This window comes from Phenylobacterium soli, assembly GCF_003254475.1.
Classification (GTDB): Bacteria; Pseudomonadota; Alphaproteobacteria; order Caulobacterales; family Caulobacteraceae; genus Phenylobacterium; species Phenylobacterium soli.
Map to the genome: position 1 here is coordinate 531,309 of NZ_QFYQ01000001.1, position 19,902 is coordinate 551,210.

Sequence of the window (19,902 nt, forward strand, 5' to 3'; positions counted from 1 at the left end):
CCGAGCTATTTGCCGTCCGGCGAGAAGGCCAGCAGCACATTGACTCCGTTCGACCCGACCCGCGCCGCGCCGTTGTGGCCGCTGGTCACATAGACCATGCCGTGGGCGACGGTCGGGCCCATGCCGTCGATGCCGCCGCCCGGCTGGCCCTTGATCCCGTTGAGCGTGTCGTAGGTCTGGGCGGTGGTGGAATATTCCCAGATCACCTTGCCGGTGCGGGCGTCGTAGGCCCTGAGCCAGCCGTCGAGGCCGCCCTCGAACACCGCGCCGGGGATCACCGCCGGCGCCGCCGAGAGCGAGCGGGCGCAGGCGCTCGGCTTCTCACCATCGCTGGCGTAGTGGCACGGCGCCTTGGGCGCCGGCGCGGACCAGAGGATGGCGCCGTTGGCGGGATCGAGGGCGTAGAGGCCCGGCTTGGCCGGAGCCGGCGTCTTGATGCCGCGCATCTCGGCGAACACCAGGCCGAGGTCGGAGATCGGCACATAGACGCGGGCGTCGTCCGCGCCGATGCCCCATTCCACGCCGCCGAGCGCCGAGCCCGAGCCCACCGTCGTCTTCCACAGCAGCGAACCGGTGTCGGGATCGAAGCCGTAGACGAGGCCGGACTTCTGGCCGGCGACCAGCACCTGCTTGCCGCCCTTCAGGGTCATCAGGACGGGGGTGGCGCCGAAGTCGAAGTCGGGACCCAGCGGGGTCGGGCAGTTGCCGGTGGCTGAGATCGGCCCGCAGCCCATGACGAAGTTGTCCTTGGCGGTGACCTGGTGCTGCCAGCGGATTTTGCCGGTCGCGATCTCGATGGCCATCACCGCATCGGCCCCGATGGTGTCGACATCGGTGTAGCTGTCGCCGGTGACCACGTAGACGAGGCCGCGCTTCGTATCGAGGGAAGGCGCGGCCCAGATGGCGGCGCCGGCCGGGCCGGTCAGGGTCTTGCCGTCGGACTCGCGATGGGCCCGCAGCGGCTCGGAGATGGTGTGGGTCTTCCAGAGCAGCCTGCCGGTGGCGAGGTCGAGGGCGGCCAGCGAGCCGCGGAAGGTGCAGCAGACGTAGGCCTTGCTCATGGCCGCCGCCTCCTCGATCGAGGAGATCGGCACGAGGAGTTTGTCGCCGGCCACCACCGGCGTGCCGGTGAGCAGCGAGGCCTTGTGGTCCTCGAGCATCGGGCTGCGCCACAGCTCCTTGCCGGTCTGGGCGTCGAAGGCGCGGACCACGCGGTCGCTCTGGCCGATGAAGGTGGCCCAGCCGGAGGGCGCGATCTTCGATCGCACGATCATCGGCGTGGTGCGCGCCACCAGGTCGTCGACCGACCAGCGCACACAGCCGCTCCTGGCGTCCAGCGCATAGAACTTGCCGGAGCGGTTGGTGACGAACAGCCAGTCGCCGACGACCACCGGCTGGCCGCCGCCGGTCATGGAGAAGGCCCACTTCAGCTTCAGCCGCGGGACGTCCGCGGCGGCGAGCCCGGGATTGCGCTGGAAGCGGCTGGCCCGCTCGTCGACGCCCATGCTCGCCCAGTCGCCCGCCTGCGGCCGGATCGGCGGGACGCGGGCGCACTTCGGATCCTTGCCGATCGGCCCGGTCTTCAGCGCGATCTGCGGCATCTCGGTCCCGGCGCCGGGCGGCGGCTTCGGCGTCGCGGCCGCGGCGGTCGAGACGATGTAGCCGGCGATCGCCTCCTTGTCGGCGTCGCTGAGGCCGGCGGCCATGGGCGCCATGACGCCGGAGGTGAGGGCCCTGACGATGTCGTCCTTGGGTCGGCGGGCAAGCTCGGGAAGGCCCGGCGCGCGCTCCACCGCCGGTTCGTGACAGGCCTTGCAGCGCTGCTGGAACAGGGCCGAGCCCGCCGCCATCGGCTGGGCCTGCGCGGCGCCTCCCGAAGCGTGGCCGGACAGGACGAGGCCCGCCATCGCCGCGAGCAACGGCGCAAAGATCCCGACGACCCTCATCCCAAGTCCCCCCTTGTATCCTCGGCCGCGCCGCTGCGACCCGTTCGGGCTCGTCAGGCGGAGCGCGGCGTCTCGCAAGAAATCACGACCGGCGTTCTCAATCATTGCCGGGCGGACACACCGTTCGTAAAATTGAACGATAAGTACGGCCGGATAGATATCCGCGCCTAGACGCTAAAAACGATATTTGGGGAGCAGACCATTGAAACGCGCAGCCATTCTCGCCGTCAGCACGGCCCTCGGCCTGGCCCTCGCCGGCCCCTCCCTCGCCGCCCCGGCGAAGGCGGCCTCGGCTGCTCCCGCCGCCGCCTGGAAGGCGCCGCGCAACGCCATGGGCCAGCCGGACCTGGCCGGCAACTGGACCAATGCGACCCTCACCCCGCTGATCCGCAACCCGAAGTACGGCGCCCAGCTGGTCATGCCGCCGGATGCGGTGAAGGCTGAAGAGTCCGAGATGGCCCGGCAGTTCGCCGAGGGCAACAAGCCGACCGACCCCAACGCCGGCGTGCAGCAGGGCGTGGAGAAGAACGTGCGTCCCGAGTTCGCGGCGGCCGGCGGCGACGTGGGCGGCTACAACATCGGCTGGCTCGACCCCGGTTCGCAGGTCATGCGCGTTGGCGGCGAGCCCCGCACCTCCCTGATCACCACCAGCGACGGCCGTCCGCCCAAGCGCCGCGACGGGGCGCCCGCGCCGGCTGGCTTCCGCAATGGCCTCGGCTCGTTCGATTCCTACGAGACCCGCTCGCTCGGCGAGCGCTGCATCCTGGGCTTCGGCCGCAACGCCGGGCCGCCGATGTTCCCGAACGGCTTCTACAACAACAACTACCAGATCGTTCAGACGCCGACCTACGTCGCCATCGACGTTGAGATGGTCCACGACATCCGGATCGTGCGCCTGAACGCCCAGCACCGGACCGACGGGGTGCGGCCGTGGATGGGCGACTCGGTGGGCCACTACGAGGGCGACACCCTGGTGGTCGAAACCACCAACATCCCCGAGCAGCAGAACTTCTTCGGCTCGTGGAAGAACCTGAAGGTCACGGAGCGCTTCACGCGGGTGGCCCCCAACCGGCTGCTCTACCAGTTCACCATCGACGACCCGAGCCTGTGGGAGAAGCCGTGGGGCGGGGAGTACGAGTTCTCGACCCTGAAGGGCGAGCTCTACGAATACGCCTGCCACGAGGGCAACTACGCCCTGCCCGGCATGCTCGCCGGCGCTCGCAACCAGGAGAAGGAAGCCGCCGAAGCCGCCGCCAAGGCCGCGGCGCCGCCGGCCGCCGCGCCTTCCAAGGGCAAGAAGGGCGCCTGATCGGCGCCATCACTACAGACACTGCGCGGGCGGCCCTTGGGCCGCCCGTTTGCGTTGGGACCTAGGCGTCGGCGGGCAAGGGCGGTTGCGCAGCCCCGGGCGATGGTCGCCCGACAAGCTCACTCAGACGCGAACCTCGGTGAAGGTCCCGGGGGCGATGAAGCCGCGGATATTCTCATCGATCGCCTGGGCGAGGGAGAGGGTGCGCGCGTCGCCGCCGGACGGTCCGATGAGCTGGACGCCGACCGGCAGGTTCGCCGCGGCGCGACCGGCCGGGATCGCCGTCGCCGGCAGGCCGAGGGCCGTGGCGAGCGCGATCCAGTTGAGCATCGAATTGTAGGGAATGGTCGCGCCGGTGGAGAGGCGCAGGCTGCGCGACTGGAACGGCCGATGGTCGTGCGGGAAGGCGGCCAGGGGCGTGATCGGCGCGAGGATCGCATCGAAGCGCTCGAACACCGGCTCGATCTCGTGACGCAGGCGGCAGCGGACGGCGTCAGCCTCCATCCACTCGCGATGGGTGGCGGTGTAGGCCAGAGCCATGGCGGCGGGGGACAGGGGGTCGGCCCCGCGCTTGAGCGCCATCCTGGCGAACGGCCGCATCATCTGCATCTGGCGCAGGGCCTGCGGCGGCAGGTCCTCGCCGAGGACGCCGCCGAGGAGGGTGTGATAGGCGCCCATCAGCGTCCGCGCGTCCACCGGCGAGGCGATCGGCGTCACCTCCGCGCCGGCGCGGGCCAGCTCGACCGCGAGGGTCTCGATGAGGGCCCGCACTTCCGGATCCAGCGGGAACAGGGGCTCCTCGATCCAGAGCCCGATCCGCGCCTTGGCGAGGTCGGCCGGCTGGGCTTTGGGCGCGACCGAGCCGCCCGCCAGCACCGAGAGCAGCAGGCGCAGGTCGCGGGCCGAGCGCGCCATCGGCCCGACCACGTTGAGGTCGCGCTCGACCCAGGAGCCCGGCCGCGGCGGGACGTGGCCGTGCTGGGGCACGAGCCCCCAGGTGGGCTTGTGCGAGAACACCCCGCAGAAGCTCGCCGGCACGCGCAGCGACCCGCCGATGTCCGAGCCGATCTCGAGGGCCGTCACCCGGGCGGCCAGCGCCGCCGCGGCGCCGCCGGAGGAGCCGCCGGTCGTCCGCGAGGGATCCCACGGATTGTTCGTGGTCCCGTAGAGGGGATTGTAGGTCTGCCAGTCCGCGGCCATGACCGGGGTGTTGGTCTTGCCCCAGATCACCGCGCCCTCGGCCCGGGCCCGCGCGACCGAGGTGGCGTCCTCCGCCTGGCGCCGGCGCATGGCCTCGAGCCCCGAGGAGGCCGGCATGCCGACCACATCGAGGGTGTCCTTGATGGTCATGGGCAGGCCGGCGAGCGGGCCGAGCGCCTCGCCCTTGGCCCTCAGGTCGTCGATGGCCTTGGCGCGCTCCAGCGCCCGTTCCGGGTCGGCCATGACCACGGCGTTCAGCGCCTCGTGGGTCTGCTCGTGGCGGGCCATGGCCGCCTTGAGGAGTTCGGCCGCCGAGATCCGCTTGCCCGCCAGGGCCGCGAGCTGGCCGCCCGCGTCGAGCTCCAGCACATCGGCCATGGTCAGGCCTCCTTCGAGAAACCGAGGACATCCTGCATGTCGTAGACGCCGGGCGGCCGGTCCGGGACCCAGCGCGCCGCGGCCACCGCGCCGCGGGCGAACAGCGACCGGTCGATGCCGGAATGGGAGAGGGTCACGATTTCCTCTTCCGAGGCGAAGGTCACCTGGTGCTCGCCGATAATGCCGCCGCCGCGCATCACCGAGAAGCCGATGTCGCCCACCCGGCGCTCGCCGGTGATGCCGTCGCGGCCGCGCACCGCGACCTGATCGAGTTCGACGCCCCGCCCCGCGGCGGCCGCGCGGCCGAGCATCAGGGCGGTGCCCGAGGGACTGTCGACCTTGTGGCGATGGTGGGCCTCGAAGATCTCGATGTCGTACGCGTCCGGCGGCAGCAGGCGCGCGGCCTGCCGGACGAGGCCCATCAGGATGTTGACGCCCAGGGAGTAGTTGCCGGTCCGGACGATCGGGATGGCCAGCGCCGCCTCGTCGATGGCGGCGATGTGGGAGTCCTTCATCCCCGTGGCGCCGACCACCAGCGCCGGGCCGCCGGTCTCCGCGCAGGCCTGGGCCAGGGCCGCGGAAGCGTCCGGGGTGGTGAAGTCGATGATCACGTCCGCCAGGCTCATGGCCTCGTCCTGGGTGACGAGTCCCTCCGCGTCGATCCCCGGCCGGTCGAACCGCGCGGCGACGACCAGGCCCGGCTGGCTCTCGACCATGGCCGCCACGGCCCGGCCCATGCGGCCCAGGGCGCCTGCGATGGCGATCTTCAGCGGCTCAGTCAAACGCGCCTCCCCCGGGCGAACGGCGAACGAGCCGCTAGCATCGCGAGGGAAGGCGCGGGGTCAATCCATTCCGGCGTCGGCGCCGGACTCAGGCCGCCTGCCGGTAGAGTTCCATCTCCTCGCCAAGCGCCCGGGCCACCGAGGGGCGGGCGTGCAGGCGCTCGCGATAGGCCGCCACGTTCGGCCAGGGCGCGAGGTCGAGCCCCACGAACTGGGCCCAGTTGAGCACCGCGGCCATGTAGGCGTCGGCGACGCTGAAGTCGTCGAGCAGCCACTCGCGGCCGGCCAGGTGTTCGTCCAGGTAGGCGAAGCGCGGCTCGGCCGCCTTGCGGGCCGCCGCCTTGGCCGCGGCGTCGGCCGTTGGGCTGAGCAGGGGGGTGAACACCGACTTGTGCAGCTCCGAGCCGACGAAGCTCAGCCACTGCTGGAGGCGGTAGCGCTGGAACCCCGTCGGCGCGAGACCGGCCTGCGGCGCCCGATCGGCGAGGAACTGCAGGATGGCGGCGTTCTCGGTCAGCACCTCGCCGTCCTCGGTGCGCAGGGCCGGCACCAGTCCCTTGGGATTGATCGTGCGGTAATCGGCGCCGTCGGCGGTGCGGCCGGCCTTGGTGTCCACCCGGTGGAAGCGCGCCGCCTCGCCGGTCTCGTAGACGACGATCCGGCTGGCCATCGAGCAGGCGAGCGGGGAGAAGTAGAGGTCCATGGCGAGACTCCGGTCTGTGATTTATATACCGTCTCGCACATAATGGTCGCACGTCAAGGATTGTTTGCGAAGTGGTACAAAATAATGCAGGCGATGCGCCCCGGCGGCGCGGCCGCCCCCGCAGCTTCGACGAGGGCGAGGTGCTGGAGAAGGCGCGGGGCGTCTTCTGGAACCTCGGCTATGCGGCCGCGAGCCTGGACGACATCGCCGAGGCCACCGGGCTGAACCGCCCGAGCCTCTACGCCGCGTTCGGCGACAAGCACGCGCTCTACATGCGCGCGCTCGAGCACACGCGGACGGGCGCACGGACCGCGATGACGGCGATGCTCGGCCGCGAGGGGACGTTGCGCGAGGTGCTCTCGAGCCTGTTCGACGCCGCCATCGGCGCCTACGTGGCCGGCGAGATGGGCCAGCGCGGCTGCTTCATCGTCGGCACGGCGGTGACCCAGGCGGTGAACGATCCCGAAGCCCGTGCCCTGGCGGCGGCCTTCGTGGCTGACGAAGACGAGGTCTTCCGCGGCCGTTTCGCCCGCGCTGCGAACGAGCTGGCGGGCGGGATCACGCCCGACGCGGCGGCGACGATCGCCACGGCGACGCTGCACACCCTGGCGATCCGCGCCCGCACCGGCGAGGACCGCGAGGGGCTCCAGCGGGTGGCGCGGGCCGCCGTCGACCTGATCTGCGCTCCCTCATAGGCGCCGCTCCCTCAGGGTGAAGGTTGTTTGGCGAGGCCCAGGTCTCTATAGGTTCCGCCCCTCAACGCCCCCCAAGCTCAAGGACTCCGCCGCGCGCCATGAGCGACGCCGAAAAACGCACATTCACCGACGAGGAAGCCCTCGCCTTCCACCGCGACCCGAAGCCCGGGAAGATCGCCATCGCCGCCACCAAGCCGATGGCGACGCAACGCGACCTGAGCCTCGCCTATTCGCCGGGGGTGGCCGTGCCGGTGCTGCGCATCGCGGAGAACCCGGACGAGGTCTACGAGTACACCTCCAAGGGCAACCTGGTGGCGGTGATCTCCAACGGCACCGCGATCCTGGGCCTCGGCAATCTGGGCGCCCTAGCGTCGAAGCCGGTCATGGAGGGCAAGGGGGTGCTCTTCAAGCGGTTCGCCGACGTGGACGCGCTCGACATCGAGGTCTCGGCCACCGATCCGGACGAGATCATCACCGTCGTCAAGAACATCGGCCCGACCTTCGGGGGCATCAACCTCGAGGACATCAAGAGCCCCGAGTGCTTCCGGATCGAGACGGAGCTGCAGGAGCTCCTCGACATCCCGGTCTTCCACGACGACCAGCACGGCACGGCGATCATCTCGGCCGCCGGCCTGATCAACGCCTGCGCCATCACCGGCCGCGACATCAAGACGGTGAAGGTCGTGCTGAACGGCCCGGGCGCCGCCGGCATCGCCACCCTCGACCTGATCAAGGCCATGGGTGTGCCGCACAACAACGTCATCGCCGTCGACTCCAAGGGCGTCCTCTACCAGGGCCGCACCGAGGCGATGAACCAGTGGAAGTCGGCGCACGCGGTGCCCACCGACAAGCGCACCCTGGCCGAAGCCCTCGAAGGCGCCGACGTCTTCATCGGCACATCGGTGAAGGGCGCCCTGACCGGCGAGATGGTCAAGCTGATGGCCCCCAAGCCGATCATCTTCGCCATGGCCAACCCCGATCCGGAGATCACGCCGGAAGAGGTCTACGCGGTCCGTCCCGACGCGATCGTGGCCACCGGCCGCTCGGACTATCCGAACCAGGTCAACAACGTCCTCGGCTTCCCCTACATCTTCCGCGGCGCGCTCGACGTTCGGGCCCGGCGCGTGAACATGGAGATGAAGGTCGCCTGCGCCAACGCCCTGGCCCAGCTCGCCCGCGAGGACGTGCCGGACGAGGTGGCCGCCGCCTATCACGGCATGCAGCTGAAGTTCGGGCCCGAGTACATCATCCCGACCCCGTTCGACCCGCGCCTCATCTGGTACATCCCGCCCTTCGTCGCCCAGGCGGCGATGGACACCGGCGTGGCGCGCAAGCCGATCGAGGACATGGACGCCTACCGCGCCAGCCTGGCGCAGCGGCTCGACCCCACGGCGGCCTTCCTGCAGAAGCTGCAGGGCGCGGTGCTGGCGGGGCCGAAGAAGCGGATCGTCTTCGCCGAGGGCGAGGAGCCGAGCGTGATCCGCGCGGCCTACGCCTTCCAGTCGGGAGGCCTCGGCGACGCCATCCTGGTCGGCCGCGAGGAGCTGGTGCACGAGAACATGAAGCTCGTGGGCCTCGATCCGGTCGAAGCCAAGCTGGAGATCGTCAACGCGCGGCTGTCGCACTGGAACGCCAGTTTCGTCGACCACCTCTATGCGCGCCTGCAGCGCGAGGGTTACCTGCGCCGCGACGTCCAGCGCCTGGTCAACCAGGACCGCAACTCCTTCGCGGCCGCCATGGTCGCGCTCGGCCACGCCGACGGCATGGTGACCGGCGTCACCCGCGCCTACGACCAGGTGCTGGAGGAGGTGCTGCGGGTGATCGACCCGGCGCCCGGCGGCCGCGTCATGGGCATGAGCGTGGTGCTGGCCAAGGGCCGGACCCTGTTCATCGCCGACACCAACGTCACCGAGATGCCGGAGGCCGAGGACCTCGCCGAGATCGCGATCGAGGCGGCGGGCGCGGTGCGCACGTTGGGCTTCAAGCCGCGCGTCGCCTTCATGAGCTATTCGACCTTCGGCAACCCGATGGGCGAGCGCTCGGAGAAGGTGCGCGACGCGGTCGCCATCCTCGACCAGATGGAAGGCATCGACTTCGAGTACGAAGGCGAGATGCCGCCGGAACTGGCGCTCGAACCGGCGCGGCGCGGCAATTACCCGTTCATGCGGCTCTCGGGCCCGGCCAACGTGCTGATCATGCCGGCTATCCACTCGGCGGCGATCTCCACCCAGCTGCTCAAGTCCATGGGCGGGGCGACGGTGATCGGCCCGATGCTGCTCGGCCTCGAGCGGTCGGTGCAGATCTGCCCGCTGTCGGCGTCGGTCTCGCGCATCCTGCAGATGGCGACGCTGTGCGCCTACGATCGTCCGCTCGCTGAGATCGAGTCCTGATGCGGGGCGCAGCAGTCACGTCGAACTAGGTCGCGCGCCGGTCGGGGGAGCGGGCGATCGCCGTCCCGCCCCCCGCCGATCAGGAGCGCGTTCGATGAGTCCCAGCCCCTTTCCGCACGGGCCCCTTACGATCGGCATCGACTTCGGCACCACCAATACGGTGGTGGCGCTCGCCGGCGCGGACGGACCGGCGCATCTGGTCAGGTTCCCGGCGCCGGAGCGCGAGCTCTTCGCCTTCCGCTCATGCCTGTCCTTCCACGCCCCGCCCGAGCGGCCGAGCGAGCGCACGGTCGCGGCCGGCCCCTGGGCGATCGAGGCCTATGTGGAGGACCCGGTCGAGACCCGGTTCATCCAGTCCTTCAAGAGTTTCGCGGCCTCCGAGAGCTTCACCGAGACCCAGATCCTCGGCCGCCGTTACCGATTCGAAGACCTGCTCTCCACCTTCCTGCTGAAGCTCAGGGACTATGCCGGGGCCGAGATGGCCGAGCTGCCGGCGCGGGTGATCGTCGGCCGGCCGGTGACCTTCGCCGGCGCGGCGCCCTCGGAACCCTTGGCCCTGCAGCGCTACGAGACCGCCTTCGCGCGCCTCGGCTTCTCTGAGATCCTCTACGCCTACGAGCCGGTGGGCGCGGCCTTCTTCTTCGCCCGAACGCTCGACCACGACGCCACCGTCCTGGTCGGCGACTTCGGCGGCGGCACGAGCGACTTCTCGATCATCCGCTTCGAACGTCACGGCGGGGAGATCCGGTCGACGCCGCTCGGGCGGGCCGGAGTCGGGGTCGCCGGCGACGCCTTCGACTACCGGATCATCGACCAGCTGGTCTCGCCCGAGCTCGGCAAGGGGTCGAGCTATGCGAGCTACGGCAAGGCGCTGCCGGTGCCCAACCGCTACTACGCCGCCTTCGCGCGCTGGGACCAACTCGCCCTGATGCGGGCGAGCCGCGACATGCGCGAGATCCGCAGCCTGCTGCGCGAGGCCGTCGAGCCGGAGAAGATCGCCCGCCTGATCGAGACCCTCGACGAGAACTACGGCTACCGGCTCTACCGGTCGGTCTCGCAGCTGAAGGAGGCGCTGTCGGCGCAGGAGGAGGCGGAGTTCCGCTTCGAGGCCGGCTCGATCGAGATCGCCCGGTCCGTGGCCCGGCGAGAGTTCGAGGGCTGGATCGCCCCGGAGCTCGGCCAGATCGAGAGCGCGGTCGACGCGGCCCTGGCGGATGCGGGCCTGGCGCCCCAAGGCATCGACCGGGTGTTCCTGACCGGCGGATCCTCGCTGGTGCCCGCGGTGCGCGAGATCTTCCGCCGCCGTTTCCCGGCCGAGCGCATCGAGAGCGGAGCGGAGCTGGAATCGATCGCCTCGGGCCTCGCCCTCATCGGGCGGGAACGGGACCTCTCGCTGTGGACCGGGCGGGCGGCCTAGCCGACCGTCGGCGACAGGGCGCCGCCATCGCAGGCCAGGGCGCGCGCCGGCTCCGAGCCGTCCTGCAGGCCGTCGACGGCCAGCTCGCGCGCATAGCATTGGGCGAGGGGCCGGCTGACCCAGACGCCGACCTCGACCAGCTCACGGGCGAGCGCCGCGTCCTGCGCGGCGTAGTCCACCGGCGCCGCCTGCGCGGCAGTCGTCTGGGCCGCATAGACGAGGGCGCAGCCGAACAGGCTGGCCGTGGCCGAGATTTCCGCCAGGTTGCGCATGGTGGCGCTGCAAAGCCCCGATTGATGGCGTCCCACAAGCCGCGGCTGCGCCGCGGACGCCACACATGGTGACGCCGTTGCTGCGCCGCAACATCCCACCGACCGCCGTTACCTGGATTTTCTCAGCGACGGCGAGCCGAGGTCGAGCTGGTCCACCGGGATCACCTCCAGGTCCGGCAGCTTGGCCCTCAGCGGGCCGGCGAAGGCCTTGGCGTCCCCGGCGACGATGACGCTGGCGCCGTCGGGGGACAGGACCTTGCCGGCGAAGCCTTGCACGCCCTGCGGCGTCACGGCCTCCACCTTGGCCGTGTAGCGGCCCACCTCATCCAGCGGCACGCCATAGAGCGCCAGGTTGCCCAGAATGTCGGCGAGGCCGTTGGTGGTGGCGAGCTCGCGGCCGAAGGAGCCGACCAGCACCGACTTGCGGGCGGTCAGTTCGTCCGCCGTCGGCGGAGCGGCGGCGAGCTTGCCCATCTCGGCCCGGATCAGGTCGAGCACCTGCGGCGCGGACGCGTTCTTGGTCTGGGCCGAGGCGCGGAACGAGCCGGTCGTCCGATTGGCGGAAAGCCGCGAGGACGCTCCGTAGGAGAGCCCGCGCTTGATGCGGATCTCCTCGTTCAGCCGGGCCGAATAGCCGCCGCCCAGCACCGTGTTGGCGACGATGCCGGTGTAGTAGTCCGGATCGCTGCGGGCGACGCCGGGCTTGACGACCGTGACCGCCGCCTGGCCCGTGCCGGGCAGGTCGATGGCGATGGCCTTCGGCCGCGGATCGGGGCGGATCACCGGCGCCGGCGGCAGGGGTTCGGCGGGCCGCGCCCAGTCGCCGAAGGTCTGCTCGGCCAGGGCGAAGGCCTGTTCGGGAGCGATGTCGCCGGTGAACACCAGGATGGCGTTGTCGGGCCGGAACCAGGCGCGGTGGATGGCGGCGAGGTCCGACGGCGTCAGCTTCTTGAGGCTCTCCGGCGTGCCGCTGGCCACGTGGCCGAAGGGCGTGCCGCCGAACACCACGGGCGCGGCGGCGAAGCCCGCCACCTGGCCCGGTTCCTGGTAGGCGACGGACAGATTGTCGAGGGCGAGCTGGCGCTGGCGCTCGAGCTCCTCGGGGGCGAAGGCCGGGTTGCGCGCCACGTCGGCCATGATCGGCAGGCCCTTGGTCAGCTTGTCGGGCATGACGTTCAGCGTCACCGAGGAGGCCTCGAGATTGGCGCCGGACTCGAGCGTCGCGCCGAGCGCCTCCACCTGGCGGGCGACCTCCCGCGCGGAGCGGGTCTTTGTCCCCTCGGTCAGCATGTCGGCGGTCATCGAGGCCGCGCCGGCCAGGCCTTCGGGGTCGGCCCAGGCGCCGGTCCTGATGGTCAGGTCGGCGGTGACCAGCGGCAGGTCGGTGGACTGGGCGACGATCACCCGCAGCCCGTTGGCGAGCGTGCGTTCGGCGGGCCTGGGCAGCACCGGCTGGATCGGCGCGGCGATCGGCGGCGGCTTCTGGCGCTGCGCCGGCGGGGCGAGGCTGAAGACCGGCCCTGTGTACTTCACGACACGCTTCGGCGGCGGCGCCTCCTTGGGCGCCGGCTGGCCCTTGGGCCGCTCGCTCTCGGAGCGGTAGCGGATGGTCATTCGCCGTTCGGGATCGAGGTACTTCTGGGCGACGCGCTGGACCTCTTCCGGCGTCACCGCCGCGAGATCGGCGAGCTCGGTGTTGGCCTTGTTGGGGTCGCCCTGGATGCGGACCGCGTAGCCGAGCGCAAAGCCGCGGCCGTCGATGGTTTCGCGCTCGCGGAGCTTGGCGGCGATCAGCTCGTTCTTCGCCTCCTCGAGCTCGGCGGCGCTGGGCGGGGCCTGGCGCAGCCGCTGGACCTGGGCGAGGAGCGCCTTCTCGCCCTCGGCGATCCCGTGGCCGGAGGCCATCACCGCCCCGACCATGAAGTTGCCCGGCTGTTGGGGCAGGTCGGCGTTGGAATAGACCTCGGTGGCGATACGCTGTTCGTACACCAGGCTGTCGTAGAGCCGGGACGACTTGCCCCCCGAGAGGATCTGGTCGAGCAGCTTCAGCGCGGGGGCGTCGGGATCGGACGCCTTCGGCCCGAGCCAGGTGATCGCCACCGCCGGCAGCGGCACGTTCGGGCCATAGCCGTCGAACACGCCCGGCCCCTTGCGGGGCGGCTCCACGGCCGTGACCCGCTTGATGGGCAGCTTCGGCGGCTTCAGCCCGCCGAAGTAGCGGTCGACCCAGGCGTCCAGCTTGGCCTCGTCGAAGGCGCCGACAACGACCAGGGCGGCGTTGTCGGGCCGATAGAAGGCCTGGTGGAAGGCGCGCACGTCGTCGATCGTCGCCGCGTCGAGGTCGGCGATCGAGCCGATGCCGGGCCGATGGTACGGGTGGACCTTGTAGGTCGCCTGCGGGACGTAGAGCGAGAACAGCCGGCCGTAGGGCGAGGCGAGCACCCGCTGGCGCAGCTCCTCCTTGACCACGTCGCGCTCGGACTTGAAGGACGCCGGGTCGATGACGAGCGCGCTCATCCGCTCGCTCTCGGCCCAGAGCAGCCGCTCCAGGTGGTTGGCCGGCACCACCTCGTAGTAGTTGGTGAGGTCGTCCCAGGTGGACGCGTTGTTGAAGCCGCCGACATCCTCGGTCAGGCGGTCGAAGCTCTCGGGCGGGAGATCCTTCGTCGCCTTGAACATCAGGTGCTCGAAGAGGTGGGCGAAGCCGGACCGGCCCACCGGGTCGTTCTTCGAGCCGACCCCGTACCAGACCTGCACCGACACGTTCGGCGTGGCGCGGTCCTCGGAGGTGAGCACCAGGAGGCCGTTCGCCAGCCGCCGTTGCTTGAACTGGATCGGCGGGACCTCGGCCGCCCCCGGCGGTGTCGCCGGGCTCACCGCCTGAGCGGCGGGCGCGAACGCCAGGGATAGGATCAGCGAGAGGATCAGGCCGGCGGCGGCGGGCGCTGTGCGGAGCATGCGGAAGGTCCCGAACTCGAGGAGCCGGAATCCTTAGCACCGCCGCCGGTCTTAGGAAGCGTGCGTGTGAGCGTCAGCCCGTTCGCCTCAGGCGGGAATGGCCGCCTGGCCGCGCAGCACGGCGACCATGCCGTAGAAGCCGGCGTAGGTCTTGTCCCAGTGCGGGCGCGCCTTCATCCGCGCCACCCACGCCTCGATGTTGGGATAGGGGCTGAGGTCGAAGGCGGCGATTTCGCCGAGCGTCACGTAGGCCGCCCCGAGATAGTCGGCCAGGGTGATGTCGTCGCCGCACAGGAACTTGCGATCCTTCAGCATCACCTCGTCGAGCACCTTCAGCCAGCGCACGCAGTGGCTCTCGCCATAGGTCATCAGGCCCTGGGCGATCACGGGATCGAGGCCGTGCGGCACGCCCATGTGCGGATAGATGGTGAAGAGGCAGTAGTATTCGTGGAGCTGGGTGTTCAGCCAGTCGAGCGCCTCGTTGACCTTGGCGCGGGCGCGAAGCTCGGCGGGGTAGGCCGGCGAGCCCACCTTCTCGGCCAGGTACTTGAGGATCGCCGAGGACTCGCCGAGGGCGAAGTCGCCGTCCACCAGATAGGGCACGATGCCGTTCGGATTGACCGCGAGATAGGCGGGGTCCTGGTGGCCGCCGGTCATCAGGTCGACATGGACGAGTTCGACGTCCAACCCGTGCTCGGCGATGAACAGCATCACCGGCCGCGAGGTGGTGGAGATCGGATCGCAGTAGAGCTTCATTGCCCCAGGCCCTCTTCGGAACAGTCTTCAGCGGAGTGGACGAGTCGCGCTCGGCGACCGGTGTTCGGAAGGGCGCGGGGTTAAAGGCAAAGCGGCGCGGCTGCAATCAGCGCTCTTGCAGGCAGGTTCTGCACAATCGCAGAATGCAGCCATGTACGACTGGAACGACCTCAAGGCCTTCCTGGCCGTGGCCCGCGGCGGCTCGACGCTGTCGGCGGCCAAGGCGCTGGGCGTCAACCAGACGACCGTGGCCCGCCGGCTCGAGTCCCTGGAGGCGGCGGTGGGCGTGCGCCTCTTCGAGCGCGGCCAGTCGGGCAGCCGCCTGACCGAGGCCGGCCGCGACCTCCAGGCCGAGGCGGAGAAGGTGGAGCGCGCCGCCGTCGCGTTCGGCAATCGCGCCCAGGCGCATCAGCGCGGCCTCGCCGGCTCGATCAAGCTCACCTGCAGCGAGATCCTGGCCAATTTCTGGGTGACGCCGGCCATCGCCCATTTCCGCCGCCAGTACCCGGAGGTGCAGGTGGACATGGTGATCACCGACGAGGCCCTGGACATCGAGGCCGGCGAGGCCGACCTCGCGATCCGCTCCGGGCGCGCCCTGCCGATCTCCGACCTCGTGGCCCGCAAGATCGCCGACTACGAATTCGCCCTTTACTGCAGCCGCGACTACGCCGAGCGGATGGGTGTGCTCACCAGCCTGGAAGACCTGAAGGACCACGACCTGATCAGCTGCGAGACCGCCCAGGGCATGATGCCGGGGGTCGCCTGGATGCTGCAGCAGGCGGGCGGCAAGCCGCCGGCGCACATCTCGAACAGCCTTTCCAACCTCAGCCATGCGGTGAGCGCCGGCCTTGGGATCGCGCCGATCGGCTGCCTCCTGGCCGATGCCGACACCAACCTGCTGCGCCTTTCGGAGCCGATCGCGGAGGCGCGCGCCTCGTCCTGGATCGTCACCCGGCGGGACCTGAAGGACACCCCGCGCATCCGCGCCTTCATCGACTTCCTCGTCCCGCACGTGCAGCAGGACCTGAGGATCCGGGAGGCCCAGTTGCGCCAGATGCGGGGCGAGAGCGCCTAAGGCAGCCGATCGCCCCAGCCCAGCCGGCGGACGGCGGCGTAGGCCGCCTTGTCCCGGCGGGGGACCGCGCGCGTCTCCAGCCCATCACGTCCGCAGACCTTCAGCTCGACCCCGGCCTTGCCCGCCCGCGGCGGCGCCAGGATGCGCCCGGCCGGCGGCTCGACCTCGACGGTCGGGCGCGCGGCCAGGAGGTAGGCGAACTTCTCGTCCTCGAACGGGACCTCTGCGCCCTTGGCAAGGCGGTGATCGCGGCTGCGCGGCAGCCGGACGCTGAAGTGGCACCAGTCCGGCGCGGCCAGCGGGCAGTCGCCGGCGTTGGGACAGGGCGCGAGAATGCGGGCGCCGGCCTCGATCAGCTCCCGGCGCGCCGCGAGGATCCGCTGGAAGCCGGCCGGCGTGCCGGGCTCCACCAGGGCCAGGACGCCCTCGCACGCCTCCCAGAGCGCGCCGACCACCCGGCCCTGGGCGGCCGGGGCGATCTCGGCGATGGCATAGCTCGCCATGACCAGTTCGGCCTTCGGCAACGGGCCGCCGGCGGCGAGATCGCCCCGGCGGGCGTCGGCGCCCTTCAGCGGCGCCGGGCCGGCCTTCGCCAGGCGCTGCGCCAGGTCAAGGAAGATGGCGCTCTCGTCCAGCCAGCTCACCGCCGAAAGGTCGAAGGCCGCGCTGGCGGCCCAGCTCGCCGCGCCGGTGCCGACCCCGGCGTCGAGCAGCGACCTGGGGGCGAAGCCGGGAGCCGCTTCCGCCAAGGCGTCGAGGACGCTCGTGCAGGCGGCGTAGGTGGCGGGCAGTCGAGCGAGGGCGTAGGCGAGCGCGTCCGCGGTGCTGCGGATCACCCCGGCCGAGCCCTGGCCGGCGCGGTAGGCGGCGGTGGTCCGGCCGGCGCGCTGGGCGAGGTCCTTGCGCGAGACCCCTTCCAGTTCCTGCTCGATGGCGGCGCGCAGGGGCGCGGGCAGCTCGACGCTCATCGTCCGTACGCCCGGGCCCGCGCCAGGGCCTCGCGGCGCAACGCCAGGAGGGCGCGCGGCACCTCCATCCTGAGGCCCATGCGCGCCAGGGGCCGCGGCACCCGGAACGGCGTCCCGACCTGCGCCTCGTAGGTCACGCGGGCGCCGGCGCCGCGGGGCTCGATCCGCCATTCGCCCTCGTAGACCTTCAGGTCGCCGGACACCCGGTGGAAGCGGATCGCGCGCGGCGGCTCGTAGTCGGAGCGGAAGACGTTCCGCACCGAGGGCAGGAAGGTCATCTTGGAGACCTGCTCGCGGACGTCCCAGCGGCCGGCCGGGTCGCGTTCGGTGATGCGGCAGCTCTTCAGGCTCATGACCATCCGGGGGGCGAGGTCGCAGTCGGCGATCACGGAGAACACGACCTCCGGCGAGGCTTCGATGTCGATGGCGGCCTGGATCAGGCCGGAGTCGCCGTCGGCGGCGGGGCGGACGTCGACGAACGGCCGGCCCTGGTCCAGCGCCGCCTGCTCGCGCGGGGCCAGGTCGAAGGCCGCCGCCGCCGAGGCGGCGGCGAGCACGGCGAGGAGGAAGAGGGCGAGGCGCATCGCCGCCAACCTAGCGCTTGGCGCGCGCCAGACCAGACGGCTGCGCCGCGCCCGAGGCTCAGGCCTCGGCCTTCGCCCGGCCCTTCACCAGCGCCTCGGCCACCGACGGGTCGGCGAGGTCGGCGGTGTCGAGGCCGCTGGTCTGGCCCTCGGCCACCTTCTTCAGGAGCCCGCGCGCGATCTCGTTCGACTTGGTGTGCGGCAGGGCGGCCACGAACTGCACCACTTCCGGCGCGGCATGGGCCCCGATCTCGCGGCGCATCCAGCCCTTGATGTCGGCCTGCAGCACGTCGGTCGGCGTGACGTCCGGCTCCAGCCGCACGAAGGCGTGGATCGCTTCTTCGCCGCCCTTGGCCGGGACGCCGACCACCGCCGCGTCGGCGACCGCGTCGTGGGCCCTGAGGCAGGCCTCGAGGTCGAGGGCGTTCAGCTTGTGGCCGGCGACGCTCAGCTGCTCCTCGCCGCGCCGGTGGCCGCGGTTCTTGACGAGGTCGTCCACCACCGCCGGATCGGCGAGGGTCGAGGTGTCGCCCAGGTTGGAGAGGTCGTCCTCGGCGATCTTGCGCAGGATGCGGCGCATGATCTTGCCCGAACGAGTCTTGGGCAGGCCCGGGGCGAACTGGATCACGTCCGGCGCGGCGAACGGCCCGATCTCGCGGCGCACCCACTGGCGCAGGTCGGCCCGAATGGAATCGGACGGCTCCACGTCGGTGCGCAGGGTCACGTAGCAGTAGATGCCCTGGCCCTTGATCTCGTGCGGATAGCCGACCACCGCGGCCTCGGCGACGCCATCGTGGCCGACGAGGGCGCTCTCGATCTCGGCGGTGCCCAGGCGGTGTCCGGAGACGTTGATGACATCGTCCACCCGGCCGGTGATCCAGTAGTAGCCGTCCTCGTCCCGCCGGGCGCCGTCGCCCGTGAAGTACTTGCCAGGATAGGTCGAGAAATAGGTGTCGAAGAAGCGCTGGTGGTCGCCGTAGACGGTGCGCATCTGGCCCGGCCAGGAATCGGTCAGGCAGAGGTTGCCGTTGATGGCGCCTTCGAGGACCTTGCCGTCGGCGTCGACGAGCTGCGGCTTCACGCCCGGAAGCGGCTTGGTGCAGGAGCCGGGCTTCAGGGCCGTGGCGCCCGGCAGCGGGCTCATCAGGGTGGCGCCGGTCTCGGTCTGCCACCAGGTGTCGACGATCGGGCAGCGCTCCTCGCCCACCACGCGGTGGTACCAGAGCCAGGCCTCGGGGTTGATCGGTTCGCCGACGGTGCCGAGCAGTCGAATCGACTTGCGCGAGGTGGCCTTCACCGGCGCGTCGCCCTCGCGCATCAGGGCGCGGATGGCGGTCGGGGCGGTGTAGAAGATCTCCACCTGGTGCCGGTCGCAGACCTCCCAGAAGCGCGAGGAGGTCGGGTAATTGGGCACGCCCTCGAAGATCACCGTCGTGGCGGCGTTGGCGAGCGGGCCGTAGACCACGTAGGAGTGGCCGGTCACCCAGCCCACGTCGGCCGTGCACCAGAAGACCTCGCCGGGCCGGTAATCGAACACCAGCTCATGGGTGTAGGAGGCCCAGGCCAGGTAGCCGCCGGTGGTGTGCAACACGCCCTTCGGCTTCCCGGTGGAGCCGGAGGTGTAGAGGATGAACAGCGGGTCCTCCGCGTTCATCGGCTCGGGGTCGCACCGGTCGGAGACGCTGTCCTTGAGGTCGGAATAGAAGTGGTCGCGGCCGGCCGTCATCGGCACCTCGGCCTGGGTGCGGCGGATGACGATGACGTCGGTCACGCCCGGGCAGGTCTTCAGCGCCTCGTCCACGTTGAGCTTGAGAGGCACGACCTTGCCGCCGCGCAGGCCCTCGTCGGCGGTGATGACGAGCTTGGAGTCGCAGTCCTGGATGCGGCCGGCGATGCTGTCGGGCGAGAAGCCGCCGAACACCACCGAGTGCACCGCGCCGATCCGCGCGCAGGCCAGCATGGCCACGGCCGCGTCGGGGATCATCGGCAGGTAGATGGTGACGCGGTCGCCCTTCCTGACGCCCTTGGCCTTGAGCACATTGGCCATCCGGCAGACGCGGGCGTGCAGCTCCTTGTAGGTGAGCTTGGTGGAGATGTGGGGGTCGTCGGCTTCCCAGATGATCGCCGTCTGGTCGCCGCGGGTGGCGAGGTGCCGGTCCAGGCAGTTGACCGAGACGTTGAGGATCCCGTCGCCGTACCAGCGGATGTGGAAGTCCTCCTTGTTGAAGGACACGTCCTTGATCTCGGTGGGGAAGGTCATCCAGTCGAGCCGGCGCGCGACGTCCGTCCAGAAGCCGGTCGGATCGGCTTCCACCCGACGGCAGGCGGCCTCGTAGGCGGCCTGGTCCAGGTGGGCCCGCTTCGCCCATTCCGCCGGAACCGGAAAGACCTCGACCTCACTCATCGTCTCACTCCCAAGTCGTCGTCGCCGCCCTTGCCAAAGCCACTATGCCCCGACGTCGCCCGGCG

At 70.9% G+C, this 19,902-nt stretch carries 15 protein-coding genes and 1 pseudogene; 5 read left to right on the forward strand and 11 right to left on the reverse strand.

The window, feature by feature from the left end; genetic code table 11:
• Positions 1–5 precede the first annotated feature (5 nt).
• The gene (locus tag DJ017_RS02670) at positions 6–1,907 is read right to left on the reverse strand and encodes an outer membrane protein assembly factor BamB family protein (protein WP_165830506.1); all 1,902 of its coding nucleotides are present in this window, start codon (positions 1,905–1,907) and stop codon (positions 6–8) included.
• A gap of 241 nt (positions 1,908–2,148) precedes the next feature.
• Here DJ017_RS02670 and DJ017_RS02675 point away from each other — a divergent pair, with 241 nt between their 5' ends.
• Positions 2,149–3,255: a hypothetical protein gene (locus DJ017_RS02675; RefSeq protein ID WP_111527258.1), complete on the forward strand. Its 1,107-nt coding sequence runs from the start codon at positions 2,149–2,151 to the stop codon at positions 3,253–3,255.
• Between the two features lie 123 nt (positions 3,256–3,378).
• Here DJ017_RS02675 and DJ017_RS02680 read toward each other — a convergent pair whose 3' ends face one another.
• From DJ017_RS02680 to DJ017_RS02690, 3 genes are all read right to left on the reverse strand, one after another.
• Positions 3,379–4,833, reverse strand: coding sequence for an amidase family protein (locus DJ017_RS02680; RefSeq protein ID WP_111527259.1), 1,455 nt, complete (start codon positions 4,831–4,833; stop codon positions 3,379–3,381).
• 2 nt (positions 4,834–4,835) lie between these two features.
• The gene (gene dapB, locus DJ017_RS02685; RefSeq protein ID WP_111527260.1) at positions 4,836–5,615 is read right to left on the reverse strand and encodes a 4-hydroxy-tetrahydrodipicolinate reductase; all 780 of its coding nucleotides are present in this window, start codon (positions 5,613–5,615) and stop codon (positions 4,836–4,838) included.
• Between the two features lie 88 nt (positions 5,616–5,703).
• Complete coding sequence (locus DJ017_RS02690) at positions 5,704–6,318, reverse strand: glutathione binding-like protein (protein ID WP_111527261.1); 615 nt, start codon at positions 6,316–6,318, stop codon at positions 5,704–5,706.
• A gap of 71 nt (positions 6,319–6,389) precedes the next feature.
• On the opposite strand from DJ017_RS02690, the gene DJ017_RS02695 reads away from it, so the two are divergent.
• The 3 genes from DJ017_RS02695 to DJ017_RS02705 all read left to right on the forward strand — a co-directional run bounded on the left by DJ017_RS02695 (position 6,390) and on the right by DJ017_RS02705 (position 10,820).
• A complete protein-coding gene (locus DJ017_RS02695; RefSeq protein ID WP_165830507.1) occupies positions 6,390–7,013 on the forward strand; it encodes a TetR/AcrR family transcriptional regulator in 624 nt (207 codons plus the stop codon).
• A 98-nt stretch (positions 7,014–7,111) separates the two neighbouring features.
• On the forward strand, positions 7,112–9,403 hold the full coding sequence (locus DJ017_RS02700; RefSeq protein WP_111527263.1) for an NADP-dependent malic enzyme: 2,292 nt from the start codon (positions 7,112–7,114) through the stop codon (positions 9,401–9,403).
• Positions 9,404–9,497: 94 nt separating this feature from the next.
• Positions 9,498–10,820, forward strand: a complete 1,323-nt coding sequence (locus tag DJ017_RS02705; RefSeq protein ID WP_111527264.1) for an Hsp70 family protein — start codon at positions 9,498–9,500, stop codon at positions 10,818–10,820.
• On the opposite strand, the gene DJ017_RS02710 is transcribed toward DJ017_RS02705, so the two are convergent.
• From DJ017_RS02710 to DJ017_RS02720, 3 genes are all read right to left on the reverse strand, one after another.
• A complete protein-coding gene (locus DJ017_RS02710) occupies positions 10,817–11,092 on the reverse strand; it encodes a hypothetical protein (RefSeq protein WP_111527265.1) in 276 nt (91 codons plus the stop codon). The two genes, DJ017_RS02705 and DJ017_RS02710, sit on opposite strands and share 4 nt — an antisense overlap.
• Before the next feature lie 108 nt (positions 11,093–11,200).
• Positions 11,201–14,050 carry a M16 family metallopeptidase gene (locus DJ017_RS02715; RefSeq protein WP_111527266.1) on the reverse strand — a complete coding sequence of 950 codons (2,850 nt, stop codon included), beginning with the start codon at positions 14,048–14,050 and terminating at the stop codon, positions 11,201–11,203.
• 87 nt (positions 14,051–14,137) lie between these two features.
• Positions 14,138–14,806: a glutathione S-transferase family protein gene (locus DJ017_RS02720; RefSeq protein WP_111527267.1), complete on the reverse strand. Its 669-nt coding sequence runs from the start codon at positions 14,804–14,806 to the stop codon at positions 14,138–14,140.
• 151 nt (positions 14,807–14,957) lie between these two features.
• Here DJ017_RS02720 and DJ017_RS02725 point away from each other — a divergent pair, with 151 nt between their 5' ends.
• The gene (locus DJ017_RS02725) at positions 14,958–15,881 is read left to right on the forward strand and encodes a LysR family transcriptional regulator (RefSeq protein ID WP_111527268.1); all 924 of its coding nucleotides are present in this window, start codon (positions 14,958–14,960) and stop codon (positions 15,879–15,881) included.
• On the opposite strand, the gene DJ017_RS02730 is transcribed toward DJ017_RS02725, so the two are convergent.
• From DJ017_RS02730 to acs, 4 genes and pseudogenes are all read right to left on the reverse strand, one after another.
• Complete coding sequence (locus DJ017_RS02730; RefSeq protein ID WP_111527269.1) at positions 15,878–16,849, reverse strand: small ribosomal subunit Rsm22 family protein; 972 nt, start codon at positions 16,847–16,849, stop codon at positions 15,878–15,880. The genes DJ017_RS02725 and DJ017_RS02730 overlap by 4 nt on opposite strands.
• Positions 16,846–17,433, reverse strand: a complete 588-nt coding sequence (locus DJ017_RS02735) for an SRPBCC family protein (RefSeq protein ID WP_133255367.1) — start codon at positions 17,431–17,433, stop codon at positions 16,846–16,848. The genes DJ017_RS02730 and DJ017_RS02735 overlap by 4 nt, the downstream gene beginning before the upstream one ends.
• Positions 17,434–17,491: 58 nt before the next feature.
• Positions 17,492–17,935 (reverse strand): AMP-binding enzyme, encoded by a 444-nt coding sequence (locus tag DJ017_RS20710; protein WP_227000197.1) that lies wholly within the window; start codon positions 17,933–17,935, stop codon positions 17,492–17,494.
• Positions 17,909–19,837, reverse strand: a pseudogene (acs, locus tag DJ017_RS02740) (acetate--CoA ligase); the annotation flags it as partial. The pseudogene acs and the gene DJ017_RS20710, both read right to left, overlap by 27 nt.
• Positions 19,838–19,902: the final 65 nt, after the last annotated feature.

Excerpts from the sequence above, each read along its gene's own strand:
- DJ017_RS02680 (WP_111527259.1), bottom strand. The coding sequence starts at position 4,833 with ATGGCCGATGTGCTGGAGCTCGACGCGGGCGGCCAGCTCGCGGCCCTG.
- DJ017_RS02730 (WP_111527269.1), bottom strand. The coding sequence starts at position 16,849 with ATGAGCGTCGAGCTGCCCGCGCCCCTGCGCGCCGCCATCGAGCAGGAA.
- DJ017_RS02720 (WP_111527267.1), bottom strand. The coding sequence starts at position 14,806 with ATGAAGCTCTACTGCGATCCGATCTCCACCACCTCGCGGCCGGTGATG.
- DJ017_RS02735 (WP_133255367.1), bottom strand. The coding sequence starts at position 17,433 with ATGCGCCTCGCCCTCTTCCTCCTCGCCGTGCTCGCCGCCGCCTCGGCG.
- DJ017_RS02710 (WP_111527265.1), bottom strand. The coding sequence starts at position 11,092 with ATGCGCAACCTGGCGGAAATCTCGGCCACGGCCAGCCTGTTCGGCTGC.
- DJ017_RS02705 (WP_111527264.1), top strand. The coding sequence starts at position 9,498 with ATGAGTCCCAGCCCCTTTCCGCACGGGCCCCTTACGATCGGCATCGAC.
- DJ017_RS02715 (WP_111527266.1), bottom strand. The coding sequence starts at position 14,050 with ATGCTCCGCACAGCGCCCGCCGCCGCCGGCCTGATCCTCTCGCTGATC.
- DJ017_RS02700 (WP_111527263.1), top strand. The coding sequence starts at position 7,112 with ATGAGCGACGCCGAAAAACGCACATTCACCGACGAGGAAGCCCTCGCC.
- DJ017_RS02690 (WP_111527261.1), bottom strand. The coding sequence starts at position 6,318 with ATGGACCTCTACTTCTCCCCGCTCGCCTGCTCGATGGCCAGCCGGATC.
- DJ017_RS02670 (WP_165830506.1), bottom strand. The coding sequence starts at position 1,907 with ATGGCGGGCCTCGTCCTGTCCGGCCACGCTTCGGGAGGCGCCGCGCAG.
- DJ017_RS02725 (WP_111527268.1), top strand. The coding sequence starts at position 14,958 with ATGTACGACTGGAACGACCTCAAGGCCTTCCTGGCCGTGGCCCGCGGC.